This is a genomic window from Arthrobacter celericrescens (assembly GCF_003614925.1).
GTDB lineage: Bacteria > Actinomycetota > Actinomycetes > Actinomycetales > Micrococcaceae > Arthrobacter > Arthrobacter celericrescens.
Genome location: NZ_QYLP01000033.1, coordinates 22,389 through 47,085, shown reverse-complemented (window position 1 = coordinate 47,085; position 24,697 = coordinate 22,389). Strand labels below are relative to the sequence as shown.

Sequence of the window (24,697 nt, the reverse complement as noted above, 5' to 3'; positions counted from 1 at the left end):
TGCCCTGCGCCGACGTCAATTCCGGCGCCGCAGCCCTATGAAAGCGATCCGGACGGCATGCCATCCACAGGCGGCCGGACGTGAAGCACCAGTCAAGGAGTGAACTGACGTGAGCAACGCAATTGATTCGATCCTCCATCTGGAATGGGATGCACTCGACATCCCCAACACCGACCATCCACTGGCGACAAGCCGCCGGTACGCGGTCCCGACACCCCAAAACGCCGAGGAAAACGACAAGGCGTGGAACCATCTGTACGGCGCCATGATCGCCGGGCTCGGACTCAAGCCCGATTCCTTCCAGCTGAATTACCCGTTCCTCACTTGGGACTGGCCGATCACCAACGTCGGCTACACCTCGGCCGCACAGTACGATTTCTGCGCCACCGCACCGCAATTCAGCGCCACCGGGGCCTACGTGTCCTCCGGCGTGAAATTCAACGACGCCTACGGCCAGGTGCTCAATGTCGTCGCCGCCGACACGAGCGATCCTGTCCTCGAGCAGAAGATCAGCCAGGCGCGCAACGTGCTGAACATCGCCACCAACGATTACAAGATCACCTACGACCAGGCGAGCCGGGCCTACATCCAGGAGACCGGCGGCACCAACGACCCGCCGTTCCTGAAGTGGCTGGGCAGCTACAGCGGAAAGTCGTGGGCCGTCCAGCTCGACGCCGCGGACAAGACGGTCCAGGCAAAGCAACGGGTCCTGAACCAGCTGCTGTCCGAAACCAGCACGCCCGGCCTGAACGACGCGATTGCACGGTACGGCACCAAGGACTACTACACGCTGCTGCAGGATCCTACGCTCAGCACCTTCCCCGCGGTGCCGGCCTATTCGATCGGGATGGACGCAACCACCTGGCTGCAGAAGGTCCAGGCAGGAACCGGGGGAAGCAGCGGAGAGATCGGCTTCAGCAACAATCAGGCGCAGTACGACTACAGCAAGACCTGGGCCAAGGGCAGCGCCTCGGTGGGCAACTTCTTCTGGAGCGTCAACGTCGGCGGCTCCTGGGAGAGGATCGACGAGTTCGCCACCGACAACTCACTCGAGGTGACGGTCAAGTTCGAAGCCTGGGACACCATCTCCATTGGCGCGGGCCTCTGGTACAACGGGGCCTTCGTCAAGAGCGTCTCGGAGGGCCCGTTCATCCGCGGCTACTCGGCGTACGGTGGCGGCGGCGAGAAAGCGGTGTGGGGCCCGAACGGCATCATGTGCGTCCAGAAGGTGGGCATGGTGGTCGGCTACAAGCCCTCGTTCAGCGTCAAGGTCAGCAGTTCGGCCTTCACGTCGTTCTCGAAGAAGTGGGAAGTTTCCTCGGGCGTGCGGATCGGACCGTTCGAATTCACCGGCGGCGGCGGCAGCGCCTCCTCCGGCTGGACCGCGGACTCCGCGACGAGCACCTTCTCGGGGACGTCGACGGCGGAAACGGCCCTGGTCCTCGGAACCACCATCGCGCTGGTGAACCCGGAATAGGACGCCGCCGTGGCACTCAGCCGGGAGCAGATCGAACCGGTCCTGCAGAGCGTGAGCCCGTGGCTTTCGAACGCGAACATCACGGGCCTCACGGTGGGACCGAAAGCCATCGGCGGCCGGCAGACGCAGGAACTGGCCGTCGTCGTCCATGTCGTGGAAAAGAAGCCGTCGTCAGAGCTGGGAATTGACGACCTTCCGGTACCGCCTCTCGTGGAAGTCCACGTCCAGGACGACGGCGGCGCACCGCGGGTGGAACAGGTCCCCACCGACGTGGTCGAGTCGGGGGTGATCCGGCTCTGTCAGCTGGATGACAGAGTGCGGCCCGCACCTGGCGGGTACATGATCGCCGTGCCCGATGGCTTCTTCACGGACGCCACCGGAACGCTGGGCGTCAACATCACTTGGGGAGGCCGGTTCCGCCTGCTGACGAACAATCATGTGATCTCCAAGAACGGGACGCGGGGTCCCACCGTCTACCAGCCGGACTGGGCGCTGTGGGGCAACACCCTCACCACGGTCTCCGGCTATGAACCGGTGGTGACCTACGCGAACCGCAACCAACCCAACCCGGTCTTCAACAGGACCGACCTGGCGTGGTGCGACATGACGGCCACGGACGGTGATCCGAACATCCACGGCATCGGCGTGCCCGCCGGGCTCCGCAGCCCGGCGGTGAACGACGCGGTGCAATGGATCGGAAAGACCACCGGCGTGGTGCAGAACGCCGCCATCACCAGTGTGACCGGCCGGTTCGTACTGGAGTTCATGGACGGCCGCTGGGCCTGGTTCAAGGATGTCATCAGCTTCAACCAGGGAACCGTCCGCCAGGGCGATTCGGGGTCCGCCGTCTTCGCCACGGCGGACTCGATGGTGGTCGGGCTGATCTTCGCCAACGACAGCCACAACGCCGGCTTCGCGGTGCGGATCCCCTGAAACCGTCATCCGAAAAGTGGGGTCCTGCCCTGCCGCCCAGCGCGACAGGACAGGACCCTCCCAAAGGTAGCGTGCTTTGTACTGTGACGGGAGCCTTCTTCAGCTACTCAGGTCGTAGCAGTTCCAGCCATCCAGCGATGACAAAGTGCTGGACTGCGACCGCCCCATGGTCTGGAAGTCCTTACCGGGATCAGCTCACGCTATCCGTGGCATGTGCGGACGGGTTATCCTTGCGAAAACCATTGGTGCCCGGCATGCTCCGTTGACGGACTGACGTCCCGCCGTGAGTCTGCTGCGTGACGGAGGTAGTGGTTGTGACGGAATACGACGTGCTTGCCGAGGTGTACGAATGGCTCATCTCGGATGCGAAGTTGCCTCCCGCCGAGTTCGCTGCGTCGTTCGACGACGTCCTCAGACTCCTGCCGTCGAACGCACGCGTCCTCGACTGTTCGTGCGGGACCGGACAGTTGGCGGTTGGCCTCGCCGGTCGTGGCATGCAGGTTGTCGCAACTGACGCCAGCGAAGCGATGGTTCGCCGGACTTCAGAGTTGGCTGAGGAGTTCGGGGCCTCCGTCCAGGCCGTGCGGGCGAACTGGGAAGAGTTGCCGGACCATTTCGAGGACGAGACGTTCGACATGGTGTTCTGCATTGGCAACTCGCTTCACCATGCCGCGGGCGCGACAGGCAGGGGTGCTGCTCTGGAGTCGATGTCACGGCTTCTGCGCCCTGGCGGGCGCTTGGTGCTCACGTCCCGCACTTGGGAGCTCGTGAGAGCCAGAGGATCCCGGCTGGACATCGGGGACCGGCTCGTCCGCCGGAATGGTCGCGATGCCGTGGTGATCTATCGCTGGGAGATTGCGCCGCATTGGGAGGATAAGCACCACATCGAGATTGCGATCGCCCAAGTCGATGCGACCGGACTGATTCATGTCCGCTCGGAACTGCTGTCTTGCTGGCCGTACCGGTACGAGGAACTCGAAGTAGAGCTGCACCGGGCCGGACTCCGGACGGAAGTGAGCACGTTCGATCTTGAGGCAGAGAACTACATGGTGGTCGCGAGCAAGGTATAGACACCGGCGCCCAACTAGAGATCGATTGCTCCGTAGCTGTCGTTTTCAGCCCTGAAAACGACGTCTACGGAGCAATCGATGCGGGTGCTGATTCTCGCCGCAGAATACGATGGTCAACGACGTGCACTTACAGCTGATTGGATGTTTCTGCGCAATGCTGGATCTTCGCCGCCTCACCCTGCTGAGGGAAGTCAAGCTTCATGGCAGCATGAGCGCCGCTGCACGGGAACTCGCTTATAGCCACTCGGCTATTTCCCAACAGCTCGGGCTCCTGGAGAAGGAAACTGGCGTGATCCTTCTGGAGAAAGTCGGCCGCAGCGTTAAACTCACCCCAGCCGGCGAGGAGCTCGTCCAGAACACGGAAGCCATCCTCGCCGCCATGGAGCGTGCGGAGGCTGATCTGGCGACCTCACACCAGCGCCCCCAAGGCGTGGTGACGGTGGCTGCATTCACTACTATCAGCCGGAACGTCATGCCGGCAGCCGTGGCAGAACTGGCCCGAAACTTTCCGCACCTGGACGTGCATCTACGGCGCGAGGACCCCGAACTTGCGGTTACACAGCTGCTCTCGCGGCAGGTTGATGCGGTCGTCACTGACTCCTTTCCCGGCACTCCAGGGGCTCCAAGTGGAGGCATCAGCACCACGGTGATCGGCCAGGACCCTGTCCGTGGTTACCTCCCCCGTGGCCACACTTTTGAGAACTTTGATCAACTCCGAAACGTGCGTTGGGTCCTCGAACCCCTCAGCTCGGCGTCCTCGCAGTGGGCCTTGCGGGTATGCCGGGAACTCGGGATTGAGCCCATCGTCGCCCACGTCTCCTCCGACCTCCTTTTTCATCTCAGGATGGTCGAGCAAGGGCTGGCCGCAGCCTTTCTGCCCGACATGGTGGTACATGAGGTTGGCAGCGACCTCGCACCGAGTTCCTGGCTGCCCTCGGACCAGCAGCGAAGCATCCAGTATCTGGTCAGGTCGGGGTCGGAGCTCAGTCCGGCACTCCTGGCTGTGCGGGACGCCATAGTCCGGGCGTTCGAGGCTGCATTCCGTAAGTAGTACTTACATATAGCGGTCAGAAGGATTCGCTTTTTTTAACCGGTGAAGCTGTTTAGATTTGCTTTACATTCAGGAATTCCCTCGCGCCTGCGGGTAGTTCCTGCTGCCTCACTGCACATTGGCCACGAGCATCCGAAAGCGCGTACACAGGGACGAGGGGTGAGAGCCAGCACCAAGAACCAAGCGGGCGCCAAACCGAAAGCAGGGTCGATGAGCCTCCCTTCCACCGTCACAGCACCCCTGATTGCAGCGGACCCGGACAACCTCCGGCAGGCCGACGCCGTCATCCAATCCATCGAATTGCCCGGCCAAGGGATCCCGGTCCAGGACCCGGCGACCGCGGAAACCATCGCGCACGTTCCCGACGCCGACGTCGAGACGGCGCTGGCAGCAGTCGCGACCGCCGACAAGGCTGGCGTGGAGTGGGCGAAGACTTCCCTCCGTCACCGCGCCGACGTCCTGCGCGCCTGGTACGACAAGCTCGTCGCCCACTCCGAGGACCTCGCCTACCTCATCTCGCGCGAGATGGGCAAGCCGCTCGCCGAGGCCCGCGGCGAGGTCAAGTACGGTAACGACTTCGTGCGCTGGTACGCCGAGGAGGCCGTGCGCCCCGTCGGAAACTTCCGGGAAACGCCCGACGGCGGCGCGAACCTCCTGACGCGCCGCTCCCCTGTCGGCCTGGCCGTCCTCATCACGCCGTGGAACTTTCCCCTCGCCATGGCGACCCGAAAGATCGCACCGGCACTGGCTGCGGGCTGCCCGGCTGTCATCAAGCCCGCCACCCTGACGCCCCTGACCACATACTTCGCAGTGCAGCTCGCCGTCGAGGCCGGGGTGCCGGAGGAGCTGGTCCAGGTCGTCACCACGTCGAAGTCGGGGGCCTTCAGCGAGGCCGTCCTCCTCGACCCCCGCGTGCGCAAGGTGTCCTTCACCGGTTCGACGCCGGTGGGCCGCCGGCTCCTGGAGCTCGCCTCCCGGAACGTCCTGCGCAGTTCGATGGAGCTCGGCGGCAACGCCCCGCTCATCGTCTTCGACGACGCCGACCTGGAACGTGCCGTGGAAGGCACGCTTGCCGCGAAACTGCGCAACGGCGGACAGTCCTGCATCGGGGCCAACCGCATCTACGTCCAGGACGGCATCGCTGATGACTTCGTGGCCGCACTCACCGAACGCTTCGCCCAGATCCAGGTCGGGCACGGCCTCGGCACCGGGACGGGCCTCGGCGCACTGATCGATGACCGCGCCGTCGCGGAGATGAAGGCCTACACCGAGAACGCCGTGAGCCTCGGCGCAGAGCTGCTGACCGGCGGCCACGGCTACGACTCGCCGGGTAACTTCTTCGCCCCCACCGTCCTGGACCGGGTGACGGCGGATTCCAATGTTGCCACGTCCGAGATCTTTGGCCCCATTGCCGCGATCCAGCGGTTCAGCTCGGAATCCGAGGTCATTGGCCGTGCCAACGCGACAGAGTTCGGCCTCGCCGGCTACGTGTTCACCGAGAACCTCGACCGCGCCCTCAACGTGGCGGACAGCCTCCAGACGGGCATCGTGGGCATCAACCAGGGTGTGCCGTCCAACGCCGCGGCTCCGTTCGGCGGCATCAAGCAGTCGGGCCTTGGCCGCGAGGGAAGCTCGGAGGGCCTCGAGGAATACGAGAACATCCGTTTCTACAACGTGTCCCGCCGCGCAACGGCCTAGACCTTGATATTCGCCATGGACATCACCCCTACCGTGGCCTAAAATTGTCAACAATTGACACTTCAGTCGAAGGAGAGCTTCATGCAGCCATACATTTACGTACCCAAGGACAAGATCGAAGGCGAACTCGAGCCCAACGGCCACCGCGCCGGCTACGACTCGGGTGACCCCAAGACAGCCATCCTGAAGTTCGATACCAACGACATCAAGACCGGCGTATGGGAGTGCCAGCCCGGCGGCTGGAACATCACGCCGCGCGAGGACACCGAGCTCTGCTACATCGTCAGCGGCCGCGTGCGGGTCACCGACAACGGCTCCGGCAACGTCTACGAGGTGTCGGCGGGCGACGTCGTCGTGCAGCCCAAAGGCTGGACCGGCCGCTGGGAGGTCCTCGAGACCATCCGCAAGGTCTACATCCATGGCTTCGACGCCTAACATGACGCCCTAAGCTGCGGGCCGCCCCCTCAAGGGGCGGCCCGCACGCTGTTTAAGGACGATTCTCCCGAGGCCATCCCTGGCATCGCCAAATTGTTGACAATCACACACTCGAAGCGTATTGTCGACAATCGACGACGTAGTTTCGTCGACAATCGACAACCTGCAATCTGATTCAATCCCAACTGGAGGACACGTGGTATTCGAAACCAAACCAAAGTTCGTCACGTTCGATATGAACGGGACGCTCATCAAGTTCGCGATCAACGACACCATGCGTGACGTCCTGGGCGAGCGCCTGCCGGCGGAGGTCGCTGATGAGTACCTGCGCATTTGCAAGGCGTACCGGATTGACGAGTGCATGGGCGCGTACAAGCCCTTCCACCAGATCGTTAACGACTCCATGGAGCGCGCCTCGCGCAAGGTCGGCCTCGAGTTCCGCGCCGATGAGGCACGCGAGGTCTACGACCGGATCCCGTCGTGGGGCCCCTACCCCGGTGTCACCGCGGCGCTGAACCGTCTCGCGGAAGCCGTTCCGCTGGTCATCATCACCAACAGCGACACTGTGGTTGCCGAGAAGCTTGCGGCGAACCTCCAAGCTCCGTTCGCGGACATCATCACCGCTGAGCAGATGGGCTGCTACAAGCCGCGCCTCGCCGCGTTCGAGTACATGTTCGACAAGCTCAACGTGACCCCGGACGAGATCGTGCACGTCTCTGCCAGCCCGATGTACGACCACCGCCCGGCAGCCATCATGGGCATCGAAAAGAAGGTCTACGTCGACCGCGGCTTCGAGCACGACGAGTACTGGCTCGGCTACGAGCGCATCACCGACATCTCGGACCTACCGGTCCTCTTCGGCCTGCCGCGTCCTGACGCTTCCTAAGGGAGACCTGGGTACAGATGAGCCTGCCACTACCTCAAACCGTCAAGGGCCGCACGGCTTCAGAACGGCTTCAGTCCCTCGGCCTGGAGCTGCCCGAGCTCGACGGCAACGCCTACTTTGTCCACCACCGGGCAGTGGGCGAGAGCATCCATATCGCGGGACAACTGCCTTTCAAGGATGGCGTGCTGCTGGGCCAGGGCATCGTCGGCCGGGACGTCGATCTGGAGACGGGGAAGGAGTTAGCGCGACACACTGCGCTCAACTGCCTCGCCGCCGCAGTCCAGGCAGTCGGCGACCTGGAGCGGGTCCGGATCGTGCAGATGCTCGTCTTCGTAGCCAGCCAGCCGGACTGGGGCTTGCAGTCGCAGGTCGCCAACGCGGCCAGTGAGCTGCTCATCGAGGTCCTCGGCGAGAACGGTCGGCACTCCCGCACCGCGATCGGGGTCGCTGGCCTGCCGCTCAACACCCCGGTGGAAATCCAGATGGTCGTCACTGCGGTCCAGGGACCCGCATGAATGTTCGGGACCCGCTCTTGCGGGTCCCGAACGATCAAAAGTCGAGGAAGCCAGCATCGCTGCCCTCGGTCATTCATCCACAGAATCATGAGGAGTACAGCGTGAACCGGCTTCAGCGAGCACTGGACGCTCTCGTCGAGCGGGTCGACACCCCGGCCCCGATCATCCTTGCCGACGTGATGCAGGACAACATCGACCGCATGCAGGCCTTCGCCACCCGGAATGGCCTCGACGTCAGGCCGCACGTCAAGACGCACAAGTGCGTGGAGATCGGACGGCGCCAGGTTAAGGCCGGTGCCGTCGGAATCACTGCGGGCAATGTGGGCGAGGCCGAGGTCTTCGCCGGAGCCGGATTCGACGACATCTTCATCGCGTACCCGATCTGGGCGGCCGGGACAAAGGGGCCGCGGATCCGCCGGCTTGCCGAGACCACCCGGCTGCGGGTCGGCGTCGACAATTTCGCGGCGATCGACGCCCTTGCCGACGCGATGGGGGACGACGCCGACCGCCTCCAGGTCGTGGTTGAAGTTGACTGCGGTGCCCGTCGTTCCGGCGCGCCAGCAGAGGCTGCCGGCGACCTCGCGGCGGCCGCCCGTAAGCGCGGCCTGGTACCGGCAGGGGTCTTCACCTATCCGGGCCATGGCAGTGCCGGCCCTAACGCCCGCAAGAGCGCAGCGCAGGACCAGGAGGCCACCCTCATCGCTGCCGTACGCAGCCTTTCCGCGATCGGTATCACACCCGAGGTGGTCAGCGCCGGCTCCACGCCCACCGTCGAGTTCGCCACCAACAGCGTGATCACCGAGATCCGTCCCGGCGAATACGTCTTCAACGACCTGAACAACACCCGCCTCGGAGCCTGCACCGAGGACCAGATTGCCCTGTTCGTGGCCGGTACCGTGGTCAGCGACTGGGTTCCCGACCAGGTCATCCTCGACGTCGGCACCAAGGTGCTTGGACGTGAAGGCAGCCCCGAGCGCGGCTACGGCGGCGTCGCCGGTACCACAGCAGTCCTCTCAAAGCTCAATGAGTACCACGGATTCCTCCCGCTGCCCTCCGGGGACTTCAGCCCGAGCGTAGGCACTGTCCTTCCGGTGGTGCCCAACCACGTCTGCCCGATTGTGGTCAATTTCGAAGAGTACATCGTCACCGACAGCACGGGCACGTCCCTGGAGCGATGGCCGGTGGACGCCCGCGGATTCCTCAACTGACCGGTCCGCCACGGGAATTCCCCACCGAAGCTCTCTAACCAATCAACGTAGCCAATAAGGAGTGTCTGACATGAGACTTGATAAAGTCACGGCCCTGGTGACCGGCGCCAACAGCGGAATCGGGCAGGCGGTGTGTTCCCAGTTCCGCAGTGAGGGAGCCCGCCTGCTGCTCACCGGACGCAGGGAGCAGATCGACAGCGCCGAGCCCGGGGACCTCTACGTCCCCGGAGACCTGAACGACGAGGCCTTCGTCGAGCGCCTCGCCCGCGAAGCCGCCGAGACCTACGGCACAGTCGACGTCGTCGTCCTCAACCACGGCCTGCAGGTCAGCGGCCCGCTGACGGAGATGTCCTATGAGGACGCGAAGAACACGCTGCACAGCAACCTCTTGAGCTCGTTCCTGGTGATGAAGCACTTCGCGCCGCTCATGCCCGCCGCCGGCGGCTCGTTCGTCCTCGTCAGCTCCCGCCTCGGCATGGTCGGCAAGCCCGGGGAAGTCCTGTACTCCGCAGCCAAGGGCGGGCTGATCATGCTCGCCAAGGGTGCAGCGATCGAGTGGGCAGAGCGGAACATCCGCGTGAACGTCGTCGCCCCCGGACTGACCGCCACCCCGATCATTGAAGCCTCCTTCCAGCGCAGGGAAGACCCCGCGGCCTACCGCCGCCAGCGCGAGGGGCAGATCCCGCTCCAGCGCCTCGCCACCCCAGAAGAGATCGCCAACGCCGTTCTCTTCATGGCGTCGCCGGAATCTTCCTACATCACCGGGGCGGTCCTGCCCGTCGACGGCGGATACACCGCCGCTTGAACACCTCAACGCTTCACAGACAACGAAGGACAACAATGACAGCCCTTGCAGCACCACCCCGGAACGGAGAGCTCGGCTTTTGGATGGCCGGGCTCGCGGACAAGAGGCCCTCGTACCCCCGCTTCACCGGCGACGGCTCAGTAGACCTGGCCATTATCGGTGGCGGCTACACAGGCCTCTGGGCAGCGTACTTCGCCAAGAAGCTCGAGCCCTCACTCTCGGTCGCGGTTTTTGAAGCAGAACAGATTGGCTATGGCGCATCCGGCCGGAACGGCGGGTGGCTTTCTGCGATGCCTGCCGGTAACCGTGCCAAGTTTGCCCGGGCGTCCGAAGGCGGCATTGAAGCGAGCCGTGCCTTGCAGCAGGAGTTTATCGCCGGCGTCGATGCTGTCCTGGAGATCCTTCAGGCCGAAGGCATTGATGCGGATCAGATTAAGAGCGGTGCGCTGATAGCTGCCCACACGAAGGCCGGGCTTGGCCGGCTGGCTGCCAGGCGTGACGCCGAGCGGAAGTACGGATTGACCGACGACGACGTCTACCTGCTCGACCGTGAAGAGTTCCAGAAGGAAGTCAACATCTCCACTGTCCACGGCGGAATGTTCTACAAGCACTGCGCCCGGATTCATCCGGCGAAACTCGTCTACGGACTCGCTGACACCGTTACCCGCATGGGAGTGAGCATCTACGAGGGCAGCCGGGTAGGCAGCATCGACGGCAACACCCTCACCCTGGACGGCGGGCGGGTCACTGCTGCCAAGACGTTCGTTTGCACCGAGGGGTATTCCGGACAACTGCTCGGCAGCAGGAGCCTGATTCCGATCAATTCTTCGATGATCGTCACCAAGCCGCTGTCGGACGAAGAGTGGCAGCAGATTGGCTGGAACGGGCCGCAGAACCTCAACGACTCCGCGCACACCTTCATCTATTCACAGCGAACAGCCGACGGCCGCATCGCCATCGGCGGCCGGGGCAAGCCCTACCGTTACGGCTCGGGGACGGGGGGCGCCGGTTCGACTGCGCAGTCCACGATTGACCTGCTTTCCACTAAGCTTCGATCCTTCTTCCCGGGCATCGACTTCGAAGTGGACCATGCCTGGTCCGGAGTCCTGGGCGTTACCCGCGACTGGAACGGCGGTGTGCAGTGGGACCCGGCGTCCGGAATCGGGTCTTCGACTGGTTATGCAGGACACGGCGTGACCGCGGCCTATCTGGGCGCCAGGACCCTGGCGGAACTGGCCTTCGACCGGAAGACGGAACGAACGCTACTTCCCTGGGTGGGGTACCGCGCACCGAAGTGGGAGCCCGAGCCCCTTCGCTGGCTGGGCGTTCACAGCATGTACAGCCTGTTCGGCTTCGCCGACAAGTGGGAAGAGCGCAGAGATTCCACCGAGACCTCGCTCCTGGCAAAGTTCGGCAGCAGGCTCGCCGGACTTCACGAATAGTAAGCAGCTCGCCCGAGCTGAACAACAAATACCTGGACCAACCAGTAACGAAAAGGTGCTCTAATGACCGACGGAAAACTCGCAGTCATCGGACTGGGCAGCATCGGAAGCATGGCCCTGTGGCAAGCATCCCGGCTGTCCGGCTCGGTAGTCGGCTTCGAGGCCGCCACACCCGCCCACGGCCGCAGCGCCGTGGGCGGGGACACCCGCCTCTTCCGCATGATCTACCGCGGCAACCCCGACTTCTACCCCATCCTGCAGCGCTCCCGCGCCCTCTGGGCCGAACTCGAAGCCGAAACCGGCCAGGACATCCTCACCCGCTGCGGCGGCCTGTCCATCGGCACCGCCAACGGCCCCTACATCAACGCCGTCCTGGAAACCACCAAGGCCACCGGCGCCGAACACCAGCTCCTCAGCCATGAGGAACTTGCCGAACGGTACCCGCAGCACGGCCTCCGCCCGGACGACGTCGCCGTCTTCGACCCGAACGCCGGAGTCCTCCGCACCGACCGCGCGGTCACGGCGGCAGTGGCCGCCGCCGAAGCCAACGGTGCCACGGTCCACCGCAACACTCCCGTGGACAGCATCACCGAAACCGCCGACGGCGTTGTCGTCACCGCCGGCGGCCGGTCCTGGACCTTCGAGAACGTCATCGTCGCCTCCGGCGGCTGGTCGCGCAGGTTCATGCCCGACTACCTCACGGCCGCAACGGAAACGAAACGTCTCATCCTGACCTGGTTCGTCGCCCAGAACGGGGCCGAATTCACCCCCGGGAAATTCCCCACCTTCAGCCGGGTCTACGGGGACCGGTCCATGTACGGCGCACCCGCCGTCGACGGCGTCACCGTCAAGGCAACACTGGACGGCCGCGGGCGCCCCACCCCCAACCCCGACGCCGTCCCCCGCGACCTCACCGGTGCGGAAATCGCCGAGACCGTCGAGACCGTCAGCGAGTTCTTCCCCGGACTCATCCCGAACATCGTGCGCACCGATGCCTTCCCCGAGCTCTACACCAAGGACAGCCAACCCCTCCTTGGCCCGTTCAGCGAAGGCAGCCGGGTCTATTGCGCCACCGGATTTTCGGGTGGCGGATTCAAGAACGCCACCGGGTTTGGGGAAATTGCCGCCCATGAGGCGTTGGGCAGCCGCACGTTTGAAGGTCTCGATTTCGTACGCCCTCAACGGTTTATCCCGGCATTAGCTGTTTGACAAATAGGTAGTACGCATTCGCTGAAATGAGGGGGCTATCAATGGCCGCAACGGAAGAACAGTTTGCGCTGGAAGGGAGACCGACGGCTCAGCTGATTGCAGACCATCTGCGCGAACAAATCGTCCGAGGAACCATCCGCCCCGGGCAACAGATCAATGAATCCCTGGTGGCGAGCCAACTCAACACGTCCAGAGGGCCCCTCCGGGAAGCCCTTCAACGCCTATGCCAGGAGGGGATCCTTATCTATCGGCGCAACTACGGGGTATTTGTCCTGGAGATTGAACCGACGGATCTCAGGGAGATCTATTCGGCCCGGGAGACCATCGAGTCCACCGCTGCCTGCATACTCTTGGATGGCGGCCCGGAGCAAATCCGGAACGCCATCGAAGCGCTGAAGGAAATTGTGGACGGGATGGCGAAGCATGCGCTTGCCTCCAACTGGGAGGCCATCGCCGGGCTGGACATGCAGTTCCACTCGTCCTTCGTCGCCGCGGCGGGAAATTCCCGCCTGAGCCGCATCTACAAGGCGCTGGCAACCGAATCACGGATGTGCATCCTGAACCTGGAAGTCTCCTACCCAAGAATGGAAGTTTTGGTGGAAGAGCACCAGGACCTCCTGGATCTCCTGGAGATGGGCGACAGGGAGGGCCTCATCGCGGCCATCAAACGGCACCTGCAAGAAGCCGTGACCCACCTCGTTGCAACCCAACAAGAGCAAGGCAGCCCGTGATTCCGCGGGCCCAATCATCGGGGCCCCGGTATAATCGACAATCGACAATGAAGGGGCGGGATGGAAGCCACGTTTAAATGGCCCTCGCAGCGCACCACGACGCCGGAGGGCGTCTACGGTGTTCTGCGCACAGCGATCCTCGACGGCACCCTGCCCCCAGGCGGGCAGCTTCGGGAAGTGCACATCGCCACCGACCTCGGAATTAGCCGCTCGCCGCTGCGTGAGGCAATGTCCAGGCTGGAGGAGGAAGGGCTCATCGTGAAGATCCCCTTCCGGGGGTCCTTCGTCGTAGAGGTAAGCGCCCGGGAAGTCGCCGAGATCGCCTCAGTCCGCCTGCTTGTGGAACCCTATGCGGCCGAACTCTCCGCCGAAGTGTTGTGTGGGGCGGGGCGGCCCCAATTGATGCAAACCGTCGAGGACCTCCACCACGCCACGGAGCAGAACGACATACCGGCCAGCATCGACGCGCACTTGCGCTTCCACAGGCTGTTCTATGACTTCTCAGGGAACAGCGTTCTGCAGAATCTTTGGAATGGCTGGGAGACGAAGCTGCGGCTCTACCTGGCAGTGGACCACCGCACGTACAGCGACCTCCATGTCATAGCCGTTGAGCACCAGAAGCTGGCCGAGCTTGCCCTGGAAGGCGACATCGACCGGTTCCGACAGGAACTGGCAGCACACTTCCAAACGGCCCTGCAGGCTTAGGCGATACGGCGCCGGCCTACCCGCCCTCGACCGCACCACCCCCTTCCGCCGTAGTCCGCGGCATTTGAGGATTGTCAACAATCGACGATATGCTCAATCGGGCAATTCGCCCGTCTAGTGGAAAGCGCACCATGCACTCAAAAGCCGCGGAACACGGATCCGTCTTGGAAAGGCTTCGGGACGCGGGCGTGCCCGTGGAAGCCTCTGGTCACTGGCTGGCCGCATACTCCTACGATGCCTCCAATTACCGGATTCCGCCTCTCGGCGTTGTGTTCCCACGGAGCGTTGCGGACGTCGTCGCCGTCATGGCTGCGTGCCGGGAAACCAAAACTGCTCTCATCAGCCGGGGCGGCGGGACGTCCATGGCGGGAAACGCCATCGGCCCAGGTATTGTGCTGGACTTCTCAAGGCACATGAACCGGATCATCGCCATCGATGCGACGACAGCAACAGCAGAAGTCGAAGCCGGCGTTGTGCTTGCACACCTCACCCGGGCAACCGAAAGCGCAACCGGCGGAAGCCTCACTTTCGCCCCCGATCCGTCCTCAAAAAACCGTGCCACGATCGGTGGTGCGATCGGAAATGACGCGTGCGGCAACCACTCCGTCCGCTATGGACGAACCTCCGATCACGTCCACGAGATCGACGTCGTCACCTCCGATGGAGCCCTCCTCACCGCATCGGGCAAGGGCATCCGGGCCACCGATCCGTCCGACGGCTACTCCGTGTCCCGGGCATTCGAGTTGGGTGAAGCCCTCAAGAAGCTCGCCCAGGACAACCTGGCACCTTTCCGTCGCGAACTTGGCCGCATCCAGCGCCAGGTTTCGGGTTACCACCTAGCCAACCTGCTGCCGGAGAACGGCCTGAACGTCGCCAGGGCGCTCGTCGGCACCGAAGGTACCTGCGCCGTCGCCGTCCGTGCCCGAATGAAACTCGTTTCCAAGCCATCCAGTGCCTTGCTGGTCTGCCTCGGCTATGCGGACGTGGTAGACGCTGCGAAGGACATCGAGACCATCCTGGATTTCTCGCCCGCCGCGGTCGAGGGCATCGACGAGGCCATCGTGGATACCATGCGCCTGCGCCGCGGAGCCGACTCGGTTCTGGGCCTTCCCCAAGGCAAGGCGTTCCTGTATGTAGACCTCGACGGCGACGACGCGGACCAAGTAGCCAGCCAAGCCGAACTGTTGCTAGAACGGCTCGCCGCAAACGGCCGCCTGCTCGATGGGCGGACCGTTCCGGATGCTGCCGAGCGCGCCACATTGTGGCGGGTGAGGGAGGACGGCGCAGGCCTGTCATCGAGGCCCGCCAGTGGCGGGGAATCCCAGGCCGGCTGGGAGGACTCCGCCGTTGCCCCGCAGAACCTCGCAGCCTACCTGGCCGACTTCCGGACGCTCCTGGATGACTATGGGCTGACCGGGATCATGTACGGACACTTTGGCGCGGGATGCATGCACATCCGCATCACCTACGACCTTCGCACGGAAGAAGGCCGCAGCGTATTCCGTAAGTTCACGCACGCCGCCGCCGAACTCGTTGTCCGCCACGGCGGCTCCCTATCCGGTGAGCACGGAGACGGACGCGCCCGCTCGGCACTGCTCTCGCAGATGTATTCACCCGCCATGCTTGCCGCGTTCGAGGAATACCGCAGGCTCTGGGATGAGGCAGGGATCCTGAATCCGGGCCCGATTACCGATCCGGATCCATTTGACGCCAACCTGGCACTCGAGGGGATCCCCGAACGTGAATGGAGAACGCACTTCGAGCTCCGGCCGGTCGAGGCTGCCGCGGCCGGAGCGGACCCGTGGGTGCATGCCGTCCAGGCTTGCATCGGCGTCGGAAGATGCCGCTCGGACTCCGGCGGGGTGATGTGCCCGAGTTTCCGGGCCACGGGGGACGAGAAAGACTCGACCCGTGGTCGGTCCAGGGCGCTCCAGGACATGGTCCGGGGAGCACGCACCATCGACGAGGGCTGGAAGTCCGACGACGTCCGTGAGGCATTGGACCTGTGCCTGGCCTGCAAGGCCTGCTCCAACGACTGTCCCGCAGGCGTGGACATGGCCAGCTACAAATCGGAGTTCTTCTCGCATTACTACGAGGGCAGGCTCCGGCCGATGTCGCACTTCTCGCTCGGATGGCTGCCCCGGTGGCTAAAACTCACCACCCGCATCAGCCCGCTGGTCAATGCCGTCCTGGCCAGCCCGCTTGGAAAAGTCGTGGCGGCGGCCGGCGGCCTCACCACCCGGCGGGCCATGCCAAGGTTTGCCTCCGGGAAGATGCTCAGCGATGCCCTCGCAGCCTTCGCAAAGGCGCCGGCGGACGCGGACACGGTGCTCTTCGTCGACTCGTTCACCAAGGGTTTCCGGCCGGAGGTGGCCGCAGCCGCGGCACGGGTTATCGAAGGCACCGGAAGGCAGGTCTCCTGCGAGACAGACGCCTGCTGCGGCCTGACCTGGATCTCGACCGGCCAACTGGACGCAGCAAAGAAGATGCTGCGCAGGACCGTGGCCAAGCTGGACGACGGCAGCGACGCGCCCATCGTCGTCATCGAGCCCAGCTGTGCCGCAGCGCTGAAGAAGGACGGTCCCGAGCTTCTCGGCAGCGAAGCCGCCGAACGGGTTTCGCACAGGATCCAGAGCTTCGCAGAAGCGGTGAAGCAATGGGTGGATGACGGCTGGAGACCCCTGACCGTGCCATCGACGGTAACAGTCCAAACCCATTGCCACGAGTACTCAACCTTTGGCGCGACAGTACAGAGGAAAGCGCTGGCGGCGCTCGGAATTGCCAATGTCACGGAAGCGACAGGCTGCTGCGGCGTAGCGGGAAACTTCGGATTCGAAACCAAGCACTACGAGATTTCCATGAAGGTGGCGCAACAGGCACTGGCCCCTGCCCTTGAAAACACTGCAACAGACACCCCGGTCCTTGCCGACGGTTTCAGCTGTGCAATGCAAGTCAAGCAATTGGAACCGGAACGCAAGAGCCTCCACCTTGCCGAACTCCTGGACCCGGAAGGTGGCCCACAACGCGCCTTGTGACGTTCCTACCGCCCCTTGAACTCCGGCGACCGCTTCTCCGTGAACGCGGCCATGCCTTCCTTCTGGTCCTCGCTGGCGAACAGGGAATGGAACACCCGCCGTTCGAACACCACGCCCTGCGCCAACCCCATCTCGAAGGCCGCGTTCACCGCTTCCTTGGCGAGCATGGCGGCCGGCTTGGATTTGGCGGCGATCAGTTCGGCGGCTTTCAGCGCTTCATCGATCACGACGGCGGCCGGCACCACGCGTGACACCAGCCCGGAGCGCTCGGCTTCTTCGGCGTCGATGAACCTGCCGGTCAGCACCATGTCCATGGCCTTGGCCTTGCCGACGGCACGGGTGAGCCGCTGTGAGCCGCCCATGCCGGGGATGACCCCGAGGTTGATTTCGGGCTGGCCGAACTTGGCGTTGTCCCCGGCGATGATGATGTCGCACATCATGGCCAGCTCGCAGCCGCCGCCCAGGGCGAAGCCGGAGACCGCGGCGATGATCGGGATCCGCAGGCGGGTGAGGTTCTCCCAGCCGCGGAACCAGTCCTCGGCGTACATCTCGAGGTAGCCCTTGGCCGCCATCTCCTTGATGTCGGCACCGGCGGCGAAGGCCTTCTCGGAGCCGGCAATCACCACGGCGCCCACGTCCGGGTCGGAGTCCATGGCGGTCACCGCGGCAACGAGTTCCTCCATGGTGGCCTTGTTCAGTGCGTTCAGCGCCTGCGGCCGGTTCAGGGTCACCAGCCCCACCCGTCCGCGGGTTTCCACCAGGATGTTCTCGAATTGCTGCGCCAAACCGTTCCCCTTCGCTGTGTGATCCCTCAGTAGACCCGTGCCTTCAATACGCAAGGCTACTTGCCCGACTTGTCCCGGATATCCGTGATGATCCCCGAGAAGTCCCGCGCGGCGCCGCCTTCCGCGGCGAAGGCATCGTAGATCTTCGAGGCCAGGTGCCCCATCTGCCCTTCGACGCCGGTACTCTCCAGGGCGTTCACGGCGAGCCTGAGGTCCTTCGCCATCAGCGCCCCCGCGAAACCTGGCTGGTAGTCCCGGTTGGCCGGGCTGGTGGGCACGGGCCCGGGCACCGGACAGTTGGTGGTCAGGGCCCAGCACTGGCCGGAAGCATTGGAGGCGACGTCGAACAGGGCCTGGTGCGTCAACCCCAGCTTCTCGCCGAGCACGAAGGCCTCGCTCACCGCGATCATTGAGACGCCCAGGATCATGTTGTTGCAGACCTTGGCGGCCTGCCCTGCCCCATGGTCGCCGCAGTGCACGATCCTCTTGCCCATATGCTCCAGGATCCCCTTCGCCGTCTCGAAGTCCTCGGGCAGCGCCCCGACCATGAAGGTCAGGGTCCCTGCCTCGGCTCCCACCACGCCGCCGGACACCGGGGCGTCCACGGAGCGGTGCCCGGCTTCGACCGCGATGGCTGCCGCTTCCCGGGCTTCGTCCACGTTGATGGTGGAGCAGTCCAGGAACAGGGTGTCCGGGGCGGCGACGGACAGCAGCCCGGACTCGCCGTCCACGCCGCGGTAGGCGTCCAGCACGTGCTTGCCGCTGGGCAGCATGGTCAGGATTACGGCGGCGCCTGAGGCTGCTTCGGCGGCGGAATCCACCATCGGCACGCCGTGCGCCTTCGCCGCCTCCACCGCGGCGGGCACGGGGTCGAAGCCCACCACCGTATGGCCGGCCTTGATGAGGTTCACCGCCATTGGCCCGCCCATGTGGCCCAGGCCCAGGAACGCGATGGTTCCGGTAGTTGCGTTCTCAGACATGGCGCGACTCCTTTGATTCGAAGGTCAGTTCCTGCCCATCAAGCGGTTCGAAATAGCGTTCGACGGCGGCCCGGTCCACGCCTGCCAGGGTGGCCGGTTTCCACTGCGGGTTGCGGTCCTTGTCCACTACCTGCGCCCGGATGCCCTCCCGGAAGTCGGGCCCGGCCAGGCAGTGCACGCCCACCCGGAACTCCTGCGCCAAGGCCTCTTCCAGGGAGCGCCCGCGCACGCGTCGCAGCGATTCCAGCGTGACCTTCACAGCCGTCGGGGACTTGGCCTCGATGGTGTCCGCCGCCTCGGCGGCCTCGCCGCCGGCAGACCGCAGCCTGGCCACGATCTCGTCCGCGTCGTCCGCAGAGTAGGCGGCATCGATCCACTCACGCTGCCCGGCCAGTGCCGAGGCCGGCGGCACTTGGGCGAACCGCGCGACGGCGTCATCCGGCGTCGCGCCTTCCAACGCCGCCTTTTCAAGTGCCTCCGCGAGGGCTTCCAGCTCGCCGGACGGGACGAGGTGGTCGGCCAGCCCGAGGTACACGGCGTCCGCACCGGAGAGGTGCGCGCCGGTGAGGGCGGCGTGGGTTCCTGTCTCCCCCGGCGAGCGGGAGAGCAGCAGCGTCCCGCCGACGTCGGGCACAAAACCGATGGTGGTTTCCGGCATGCCGGTGCGGGTGCGCTCGGTGACGATCCGGTGTGAGCCGTGGGCGGACACTCCGACGCCGCCGCCGAGCACCAGGCCGTCCATGAAGGCGACGTACGGCTTCGGGTACCGGGAGATCAGGTCGTTGAGCCGGTATTCGTCGCGCCAGAAATCCGCGGTGGCGTGGCCGCCGTCGAGCATGTCCCGGTAGATCGCCACGATGTCGCCGCCGGCGCACAGGCCCCGATCCCCAGCCCCGCGCACCAGGACGGCGGCCACCGAGTCGTCCGCGGCCCAGGCAGTGAGCTGGTCCAGCAGGGCCAGCACCATGCCGTGGTTCAGTGCGTTGACGGCCTTGGGCCGGTTGAGGGTGGCGACACCGAGACGGCCGCGCTGCTCGAAAAGGACCTCCGCTTCCTCCCCCATCAGCTGCCCGCCGGCATCACGAAGCTGGCGCCCTGCCGGATCCCGGAGGGCCAGCGCGTGGTGACCGTTTTGGTCTTGGTGTAGAAGCGGAAGGCGTCCGCGCCGTGCTGGTTGAGGTCGCCGAAGCCGGAGGCTTTCCAGCCGCCGAAGGTGTAGTACGCGATCGGCACCGGGATGGGGACGTTGACGCCCACCATGCCCACTTCCACGCGGCTGGCGAAGTCGCGGGCGGCGTCGCCGTCGCGGGTGAAGATCGCCACGCCGTTGCCGTACTGGTGCTCGGAGCAGAGCCGGAGTGCTTCGTCGTAGTCCGCCGCGCGCAGCACGCTGAGCACCGGGCCAAAGATCTCTTCCTTGTAGATGGACATGTCCTTGGTGACGTTGTCGAAGAGGGTGGGGCCCAGCCAGAACCCGCCGGGGTAGCCGTCCACGGTGAGGCCGCGCCCGTCGGCGAGGAGGGTTGCACCGGCGTCGACGCCCGCCTGGATGTAGCCTTCGATCCGTTCCTTGGCCGCGGCCGCCACCACGGGGCCGAAGTCCACACCGTCCTTGAGGCTGGGGCCCACCTTGAGGTCCTTGATGCGCTCCTGCAATTTGCCCACCAGGATGTTTGCGGTCTCTTCGCCCACCGGGACCGCGACGGAAATGGCCATGCACCGTTCGCCCGCGGAACCATAGCCGGAGCCGATCAGGGCGTCCGCGGCCATGTCCAGGTCCGCGTCCGGCATGATCACCATGTGGTTCTTGGCGCCGCCGAAGCACTGGGCGCGTTTTCCGTGGGCCGCGGCGGTGGCGTAGATGTACTGAGCGATAGGTGTAGAGCCGACGAAGCCGATGGCCTTGACGCGCGGATCTTCGAGCAGGGCGTCCACGGCTTCCTTGTCCCCGTTGATGACGTTGAAGACACCGTTGGGCACGCCGGCCTCGTTGTAGAGCTCGGCGAGGCGCAACGGCACCGAGGGGTCGCGCTCGGAGGGCTTGAGGATGAAGGCGTTGCCGGCGGCGAGCGCGGGGCCTGACTTCCACAGCGGAATCATGGCCGGGAAGTTGAACGGGGTAATGCCGGCGACGACGCCGAGCGGCTGGCGCATCGAATGGACGTCGATGCCCTGGCCGGCGCTGTCCGAGAACTCACCCTTCATCAGGTGCGGGGCGCCGGCCGCGAATTCCACCACTTCGATGCCGCGCTGGATGTCGCCCTTGGCGTCGAGGAAGGTCTTGCCGTGCTCGGAGGAGAGCAGGGTGGCCAGTTCGTCCATATGTTCGTTGACCAGGTCCACGAACTTCAGCAGGATCCGGCCGCGGCGCTGCGGGTTCATGGCGGCCCATTCGAGCTGGGCCTTCTCGGCATTGGCGACCGCCTCCTGCACCTCGGCCTTGCTGGCCAGCGGAAGCCGGGCCTGGACCTCGCCGGTGCAGGGATCGTAGACGTCGCTGAAGCGGCCGGATGTGCCGTCCACCCTCTGGCCGTCAATGTAGTGGGAAAGTTCGCGGACCATCAGAATGCTCCTTCGCATTGCCGGAAAAGACTGCCGGAAAGACCGTGCCGCGGCCGCGCCGCGTGGCTTGCGGACTACGGAATTCGGCGCGGGCTGGCCATCTGGTCCCGAATATACTCGGACTTCCTACTATTTTCCAGAGTGGCGCAGCTCACTGACGAGCTCTGCCGGACAAGTCCCTTGCACTGCCAGACAACGGCCGGCCAAGGCGGCGCGCCTAGTCTGAATCGCATCCCGAGCGAAAGGACTGGCCGTGTCCGAACACCACGCCGACCTCCTTCTTATCAATGGCGTCATCGACACCCTGGATCCCGCTGGCACGCGGACCTCAACCCTGGCCGTCAAGGCGGGCCAGGTCCTGGCAACCGGCACGGAAGCCGGGCTGAGCCGCGGGCCGGGCACCGCCGTCGTCGACCTCCAGGGCGCCTATGTCATGCCGGGGCTGCTGGACGTCCACAACCACCACATGCTCGCCGGGCAGATGGACCTGTTCGAACTGGACGCACCGCCGTCGCTGACGCTGGACCAGTTCATCGCTTCCATCGGAGACTACGCCGCGACCCTCGGCCCCGATGAGTGGGTCACCGGCGGCAGCTGGGGCTCGGGCCTGCTGGGCGAACTGAACACTCCGGAGGCCCTGCGGCGCCTGGACGTGGCCACGGGCGGGCGGCCGGGCCTGCTCAAGGACGACAGCAAGCACAACCGCTGGGCCAACTCCCGCGCGCTGGAGCTGGCCGGGATCACCGACACTACGGCGGATCCCGACGGCGGCCAGATCCTCCGCGACGACGCCGGCCGCGCCACCGGGGTGCTGATCGAGGCAGGCGGGGTGCTGCTCGAACAGACCCTCGCCCGGCTGCAGCCGCAGGACCCAGCGAAGCTGGCCCGGGCGGCGGAGCGCGGCATCGAACTCCTGCACAGCTACGGTGTCACCGGTTTCCAGGACGCGGCGGCGTCGCTACAGCTGCTGCAGGCCCTCAAGCAGCTCGACGACGACGGCCGCCTCCACGCATGGGTGGTCACCTCCATGCAGGCCAACGATTTCATCTTCGGCACCACTCCCCTGGGCGAAGGGATCATCGCCGAACGCGACGCCCTGCGCAGCGAGCACCACCGCCCCGACTTCATCAAGATCTTCCTGGACGGTGTTCCGCCGGCAGGCACCGGCGCCTTCCTGGAACCGTACCTGCCCGAGGCCGGGTTCCCGGAGTGCCACTGCGGCAACGCCACCATGGCCCCCGAGGAACTGGAGGGCTGGCTGATGCGCACGGCCGAACGTGGCATCTCCGCGAAGATCCACTGCACGGGGGACGCCTCCGTGCGCCTAGCCCTGGACACCATCGCCAAGGTCCGGGCCGCCGGGCACACGGACACGAAGTACCACATTGCCCACGGCCAGTTCGTACACCCGGACGACTACGGCCGCTTCGCCGAGCTGGACGTTACCGCGGATATTTCGCCCTCGCTTTGGTTCCCGGGCGTCATCTCAGAAGCCATCGCCACTGTCCTGCCGCCCGAGCGAGCCTCGAAGATGCAGCCCAATCGGATCCTGCTCGACGCCGGTGCCCGCCTGGCCGGCGGGTCCGACTGGCCGGTCAGCGTCTCGCCCAACGCCTGGGAAGGGATCTACGGCCTCGTCACCCGGAAGGATCCGAGTGGCACCTTCCCGGGAACCCTATGGCCGGAACAGGCCATCACGCTTTCCGAAGCCATTGCCGTCTACACCACCGCGTGCGCCGAAGCGATGGGCGTGGACGACGTCACCGGCTCCCTGATTCCTGGCAAGTCCGCGGACTTCATCGTCCTGAGCGACAACCCCTACGACGTGGACATCGAGAAGATCCCGACCGTCCACGCCCGGCAGACCTGGTTCGCGGGCCGGAAAGTCTACGAAGCCTGATCTCCCACTCCTCCCCAACAGTTCCCCCAACCGAAGGGCAGCCATGACATCCCTCCTCAAGACAGCCATGCCCACACGGGCATCCGACCGCGGCACCTACACCTACGTCGCCGTCTATAGCGCCGTTCTGTATACCGTGCTCCTGATCGCTCCCGTGGTGGCTGGCAAGCTCATCCAGCAGTTCGGGCTCACCCCGGTCCAGCTGGGTGGCCTGTTCTCGCTGGAACTGGGCGCCTTCAGCCTGGCCACCGTCCCGGCGTACCTCTGGCTGCGGCGCATCAACCTGCGCACGGCCTCTTACCTGTTCACCGCCGTCGTGATCGCCGGCAACCTGCTCTCCGGCTTCGTGGACAGCTTCCCGCTGCTGGTGGCAGTCCGCTTCGTCACGTCCCTGGCCGCCGGCTCGATCACCGTGATCCTCCTGACCCTCAGCGGCAAGACCTCCAATCCAAGCCGTGCCTTCGGGATCTTCGTGGTGTTCCAACTGGCCATGGGTGCCTTGATCTTGGCTGTGTTCCCCGCGCTGTTCGCCGGGGCCGGGGTTTCGGCGATCTATTGGACGCTGGCCGGGCTCGGCGTCGCCTGCCTTGTCGTGGTGAACAGGATCGACGGCGAGGTGTTGCGCCGTGAGGTTCCCGCGGCAGCCGCCGCCCGCACCAAGGTGCCGCTGGCGAAGTTCGTGGCCGGGCTCGCCGCCGTCTTCCTTTTCTATGTGGCGCTCAGCGGGGTGTGGTCCTTCATGGCACAGATCTCCGCGGCGGCGGGGACCGAACTCTCTGCGACGAGCCTGGTGCTGTCCGTCGCCACCGTCGCCGGTATCGCCTCCGCCCTCGTGGCCACGGTCCTGGGCGACACCCCGCGGCGCCGCCTCTACCTCATTGCCGGGTACCTGGGCATGGCGTTGAGCGTGGCGCTGCTGTTCGGAGCTCCCGGGCTCATCCAGTTCGCGGTTGCGGCGGTGATCTTCAAGTTCGCGTGGACGTTCATCCTGCCCTACCTGCTGTCCACCCTGGCAGACCTCTCCGGGGGCGGCCACGTCATGAACACCACCAACCTGATGATCGGCGGCGGCTTCGCAGTGGGCCCGGTGCTCAGCGGCGCCCTCATCCAGTCCGGTGGCGGTTCGTTCACGGGGATGCTGGCCCTGTCCCTGGCTGGAGTGCTCGCGTCGTTCGCCTGTGTGCTGCTGGTGCAGAGGCGCAGGGCTGTTTGATGAGCGGCCTTCCTGACCTTCTTTGAAGGACAGAACAAGGGCGGCACGCCTATTTGA

Annotated in this window: 21 protein-coding genes; 17 read left to right on the top strand and 4 right to left on the bottom strand. The window is 65.1% G+C overall.

Translation table 11 applies throughout. The annotated features are described in order from the left end of the window. The first annotated feature begins 109 nt into the window (after positions 1–109). From D3654_RS08220 to D3654_RS08150, 15 genes are all read left to right on the top strand, one after another. Complete coding sequence (locus tag D3654_RS08220) at positions 110–1,477, top strand: hypothetical protein (RefSeq protein WP_120521015.1); 1,368 nt, start codon at positions 110–112, stop codon at positions 1,475–1,477. Between the two features lie 9 nt (positions 1,478–1,486). Continuing rightward, positions 1,487–2,410: a hypothetical protein gene (locus D3654_RS08215; protein ID WP_120521014.1), complete on the top strand. Its 924-nt coding sequence runs from the start codon at positions 1,487–1,489 to the stop codon at positions 2,408–2,410. A 314-nt stretch (positions 2,411–2,724) separates the two neighbouring features. Then, entirely contained in the window at positions 2,725–3,480 is a 756-nt protein-coding gene (locus D3654_RS08210) for a class I SAM-dependent methyltransferase (protein ID WP_120521093.1), read from the top strand. A 109-nt stretch (positions 3,481–3,589) separates the two neighbouring features. Then, entirely contained in the window at positions 3,590–4,531 is a 942-nt protein-coding gene (locus D3654_RS08205) for a LysR family transcriptional regulator (protein WP_084111115.1), read from the top strand. Positions 4,532–4,741: 210 nt separating this feature from the next. Then, a complete protein-coding gene (locus D3654_RS08200) occupies positions 4,742–6,229 on the top strand; it encodes an NAD-dependent succinate-semialdehyde dehydrogenase (RefSeq protein ID WP_120521013.1) in 1,488 nt (495 codons plus the stop codon). Between the two features lie 81 nt (positions 6,230–6,310). Continuing rightward, positions 6,311–6,664 (top strand): cupin domain-containing protein, encoded by a 354-nt coding sequence (locus D3654_RS08195; protein ID WP_120521012.1) that lies wholly within the window; start codon positions 6,311–6,313, stop codon positions 6,662–6,664. Between the two features lie 196 nt (positions 6,665–6,860). Further along, on the top strand, positions 6,861–7,550 hold the full coding sequence (locus tag D3654_RS08190; RefSeq protein WP_074589364.1) for a haloacid dehalogenase type II: 690 nt from the start codon (positions 6,861–6,863) through the stop codon (positions 7,548–7,550). Between the two features lie 17 nt (positions 7,551–7,567). Beyond that, positions 7,568–8,065, top strand: a complete 498-nt coding sequence (locus D3654_RS08185) for a RidA family protein (RefSeq protein WP_120521011.1) — start codon at positions 7,568–7,570, stop codon at positions 8,063–8,065. Positions 8,066–8,166: 101 nt separating this feature from the next. Next, the gene (locus tag D3654_RS08180) at positions 8,167–9,273 is read left to right on the top strand and encodes an alanine racemase (protein WP_120521010.1); all 1,107 of its coding nucleotides are present in this window, start codon (positions 8,167–8,169) and stop codon (positions 9,271–9,273) included. Between the two features lie 70 nt (positions 9,274–9,343). Next, positions 9,344–10,078 carry an SDR family NAD(P)-dependent oxidoreductase gene (locus D3654_RS08175; RefSeq protein WP_120521009.1) on the top strand — a complete coding sequence of 245 codons (735 nt, stop codon included), beginning with the start codon at positions 9,344–9,346 and terminating at the stop codon, positions 10,076–10,078. Between the two features lie 35 nt (positions 10,079–10,113). Beyond that, complete coding sequence (locus D3654_RS08170) at positions 10,114–11,520, top strand: NAD(P)/FAD-dependent oxidoreductase (protein WP_245413144.1); 1,407 nt, start codon at positions 10,114–10,116, stop codon at positions 11,518–11,520. 63 nt (positions 11,521–11,583) lie between these two features. Then, positions 11,584–12,729 carry an FAD-dependent oxidoreductase gene (locus tag D3654_RS08165; RefSeq protein WP_120521007.1) on the top strand — a complete coding sequence of 382 codons (1,146 nt, stop codon included), beginning with the start codon at positions 11,584–11,586 and terminating at the stop codon, positions 12,727–12,729. Between the two features lie 41 nt (positions 12,730–12,770). Then, entirely contained in the window at positions 12,771–13,460 is a 690-nt protein-coding gene (locus D3654_RS08160; RefSeq protein WP_120521006.1) for a GntR family transcriptional regulator, read from the top strand. Between the two features lie 60 nt (positions 13,461–13,520). Then, complete coding sequence (locus D3654_RS08155) at positions 13,521–14,165, top strand: GntR family transcriptional regulator (protein WP_120521005.1); 645 nt, start codon at positions 13,521–13,523, stop codon at positions 14,163–14,165. Positions 14,166–14,296: 131 nt separating this feature from the next. Continuing rightward, complete coding sequence (locus D3654_RS08150) at positions 14,297–17,200, top strand: FAD-binding and (Fe-S)-binding domain-containing protein (protein WP_120521004.1); 2,904 nt, start codon at positions 14,297–14,299, stop codon at positions 17,198–17,200. A 5-nt stretch (positions 17,201–17,205) separates the two neighbouring features. On the opposite strand, the gene D3654_RS08145 is transcribed toward D3654_RS08150, so the two are convergent. From D3654_RS08145 to D3654_RS08130, 4 genes are read right to left on the bottom strand one after another with little or no spacing between them, the layout of a single operon-like run. After that, entirely contained in the window at positions 17,206–17,985 is a 780-nt protein-coding gene (locus D3654_RS08145) for an enoyl-CoA hydratase (RefSeq protein WP_120521003.1), read from the bottom strand. 56 nt (positions 17,986–18,041) lie between these two features. After that, positions 18,042–18,965: a 3-hydroxyisobutyrate dehydrogenase gene (gene mmsB, locus D3654_RS08140; protein WP_120521002.1), complete on the bottom strand. Its 924-nt coding sequence runs from the start codon at positions 18,963–18,965 to the stop codon at positions 18,042–18,044. Beyond that, positions 18,958–20,028 carry an enoyl-CoA hydratase/isomerase family protein gene (locus D3654_RS08135; RefSeq protein WP_120521001.1) on the bottom strand — a complete coding sequence of 357 codons (1,071 nt, stop codon included), beginning with the start codon at positions 20,026–20,028 and terminating at the stop codon, positions 18,958–18,960. The genes mmsB and D3654_RS08135 overlap by 8 nt, the downstream gene beginning before the upstream one ends. Further along, complete coding sequence (locus D3654_RS08130) at positions 20,028–21,527, bottom strand: CoA-acylating methylmalonate-semialdehyde dehydrogenase (RefSeq protein WP_120521000.1); 1,500 nt, start codon at positions 21,525–21,527, stop codon at positions 20,028–20,030. The genes D3654_RS08135 and D3654_RS08130 overlap by 1 nt, the downstream gene beginning before the upstream one ends. Positions 21,528–21,780: 253 nt before the next feature. Here D3654_RS08130 and D3654_RS08125 point away from each other — a divergent pair, with 253 nt between their 5' ends. After that, positions 21,781–23,427 carry an amidohydrolase gene (locus tag D3654_RS08125; protein WP_120520999.1) on the top strand — a complete coding sequence of 549 codons (1,647 nt, stop codon included), beginning with the start codon at positions 21,781–21,783 and terminating at the stop codon, positions 23,425–23,427. Positions 23,428–23,470: 43 nt separating this feature from the next. Further along, positions 23,471–24,640, top strand: a complete 1,170-nt coding sequence (locus tag D3654_RS08120) for an MFS transporter (protein WP_120520998.1) — start codon at positions 23,471–23,473, stop codon at positions 24,638–24,640. Positions 24,641–24,697: the final 57 nt, after the last annotated feature.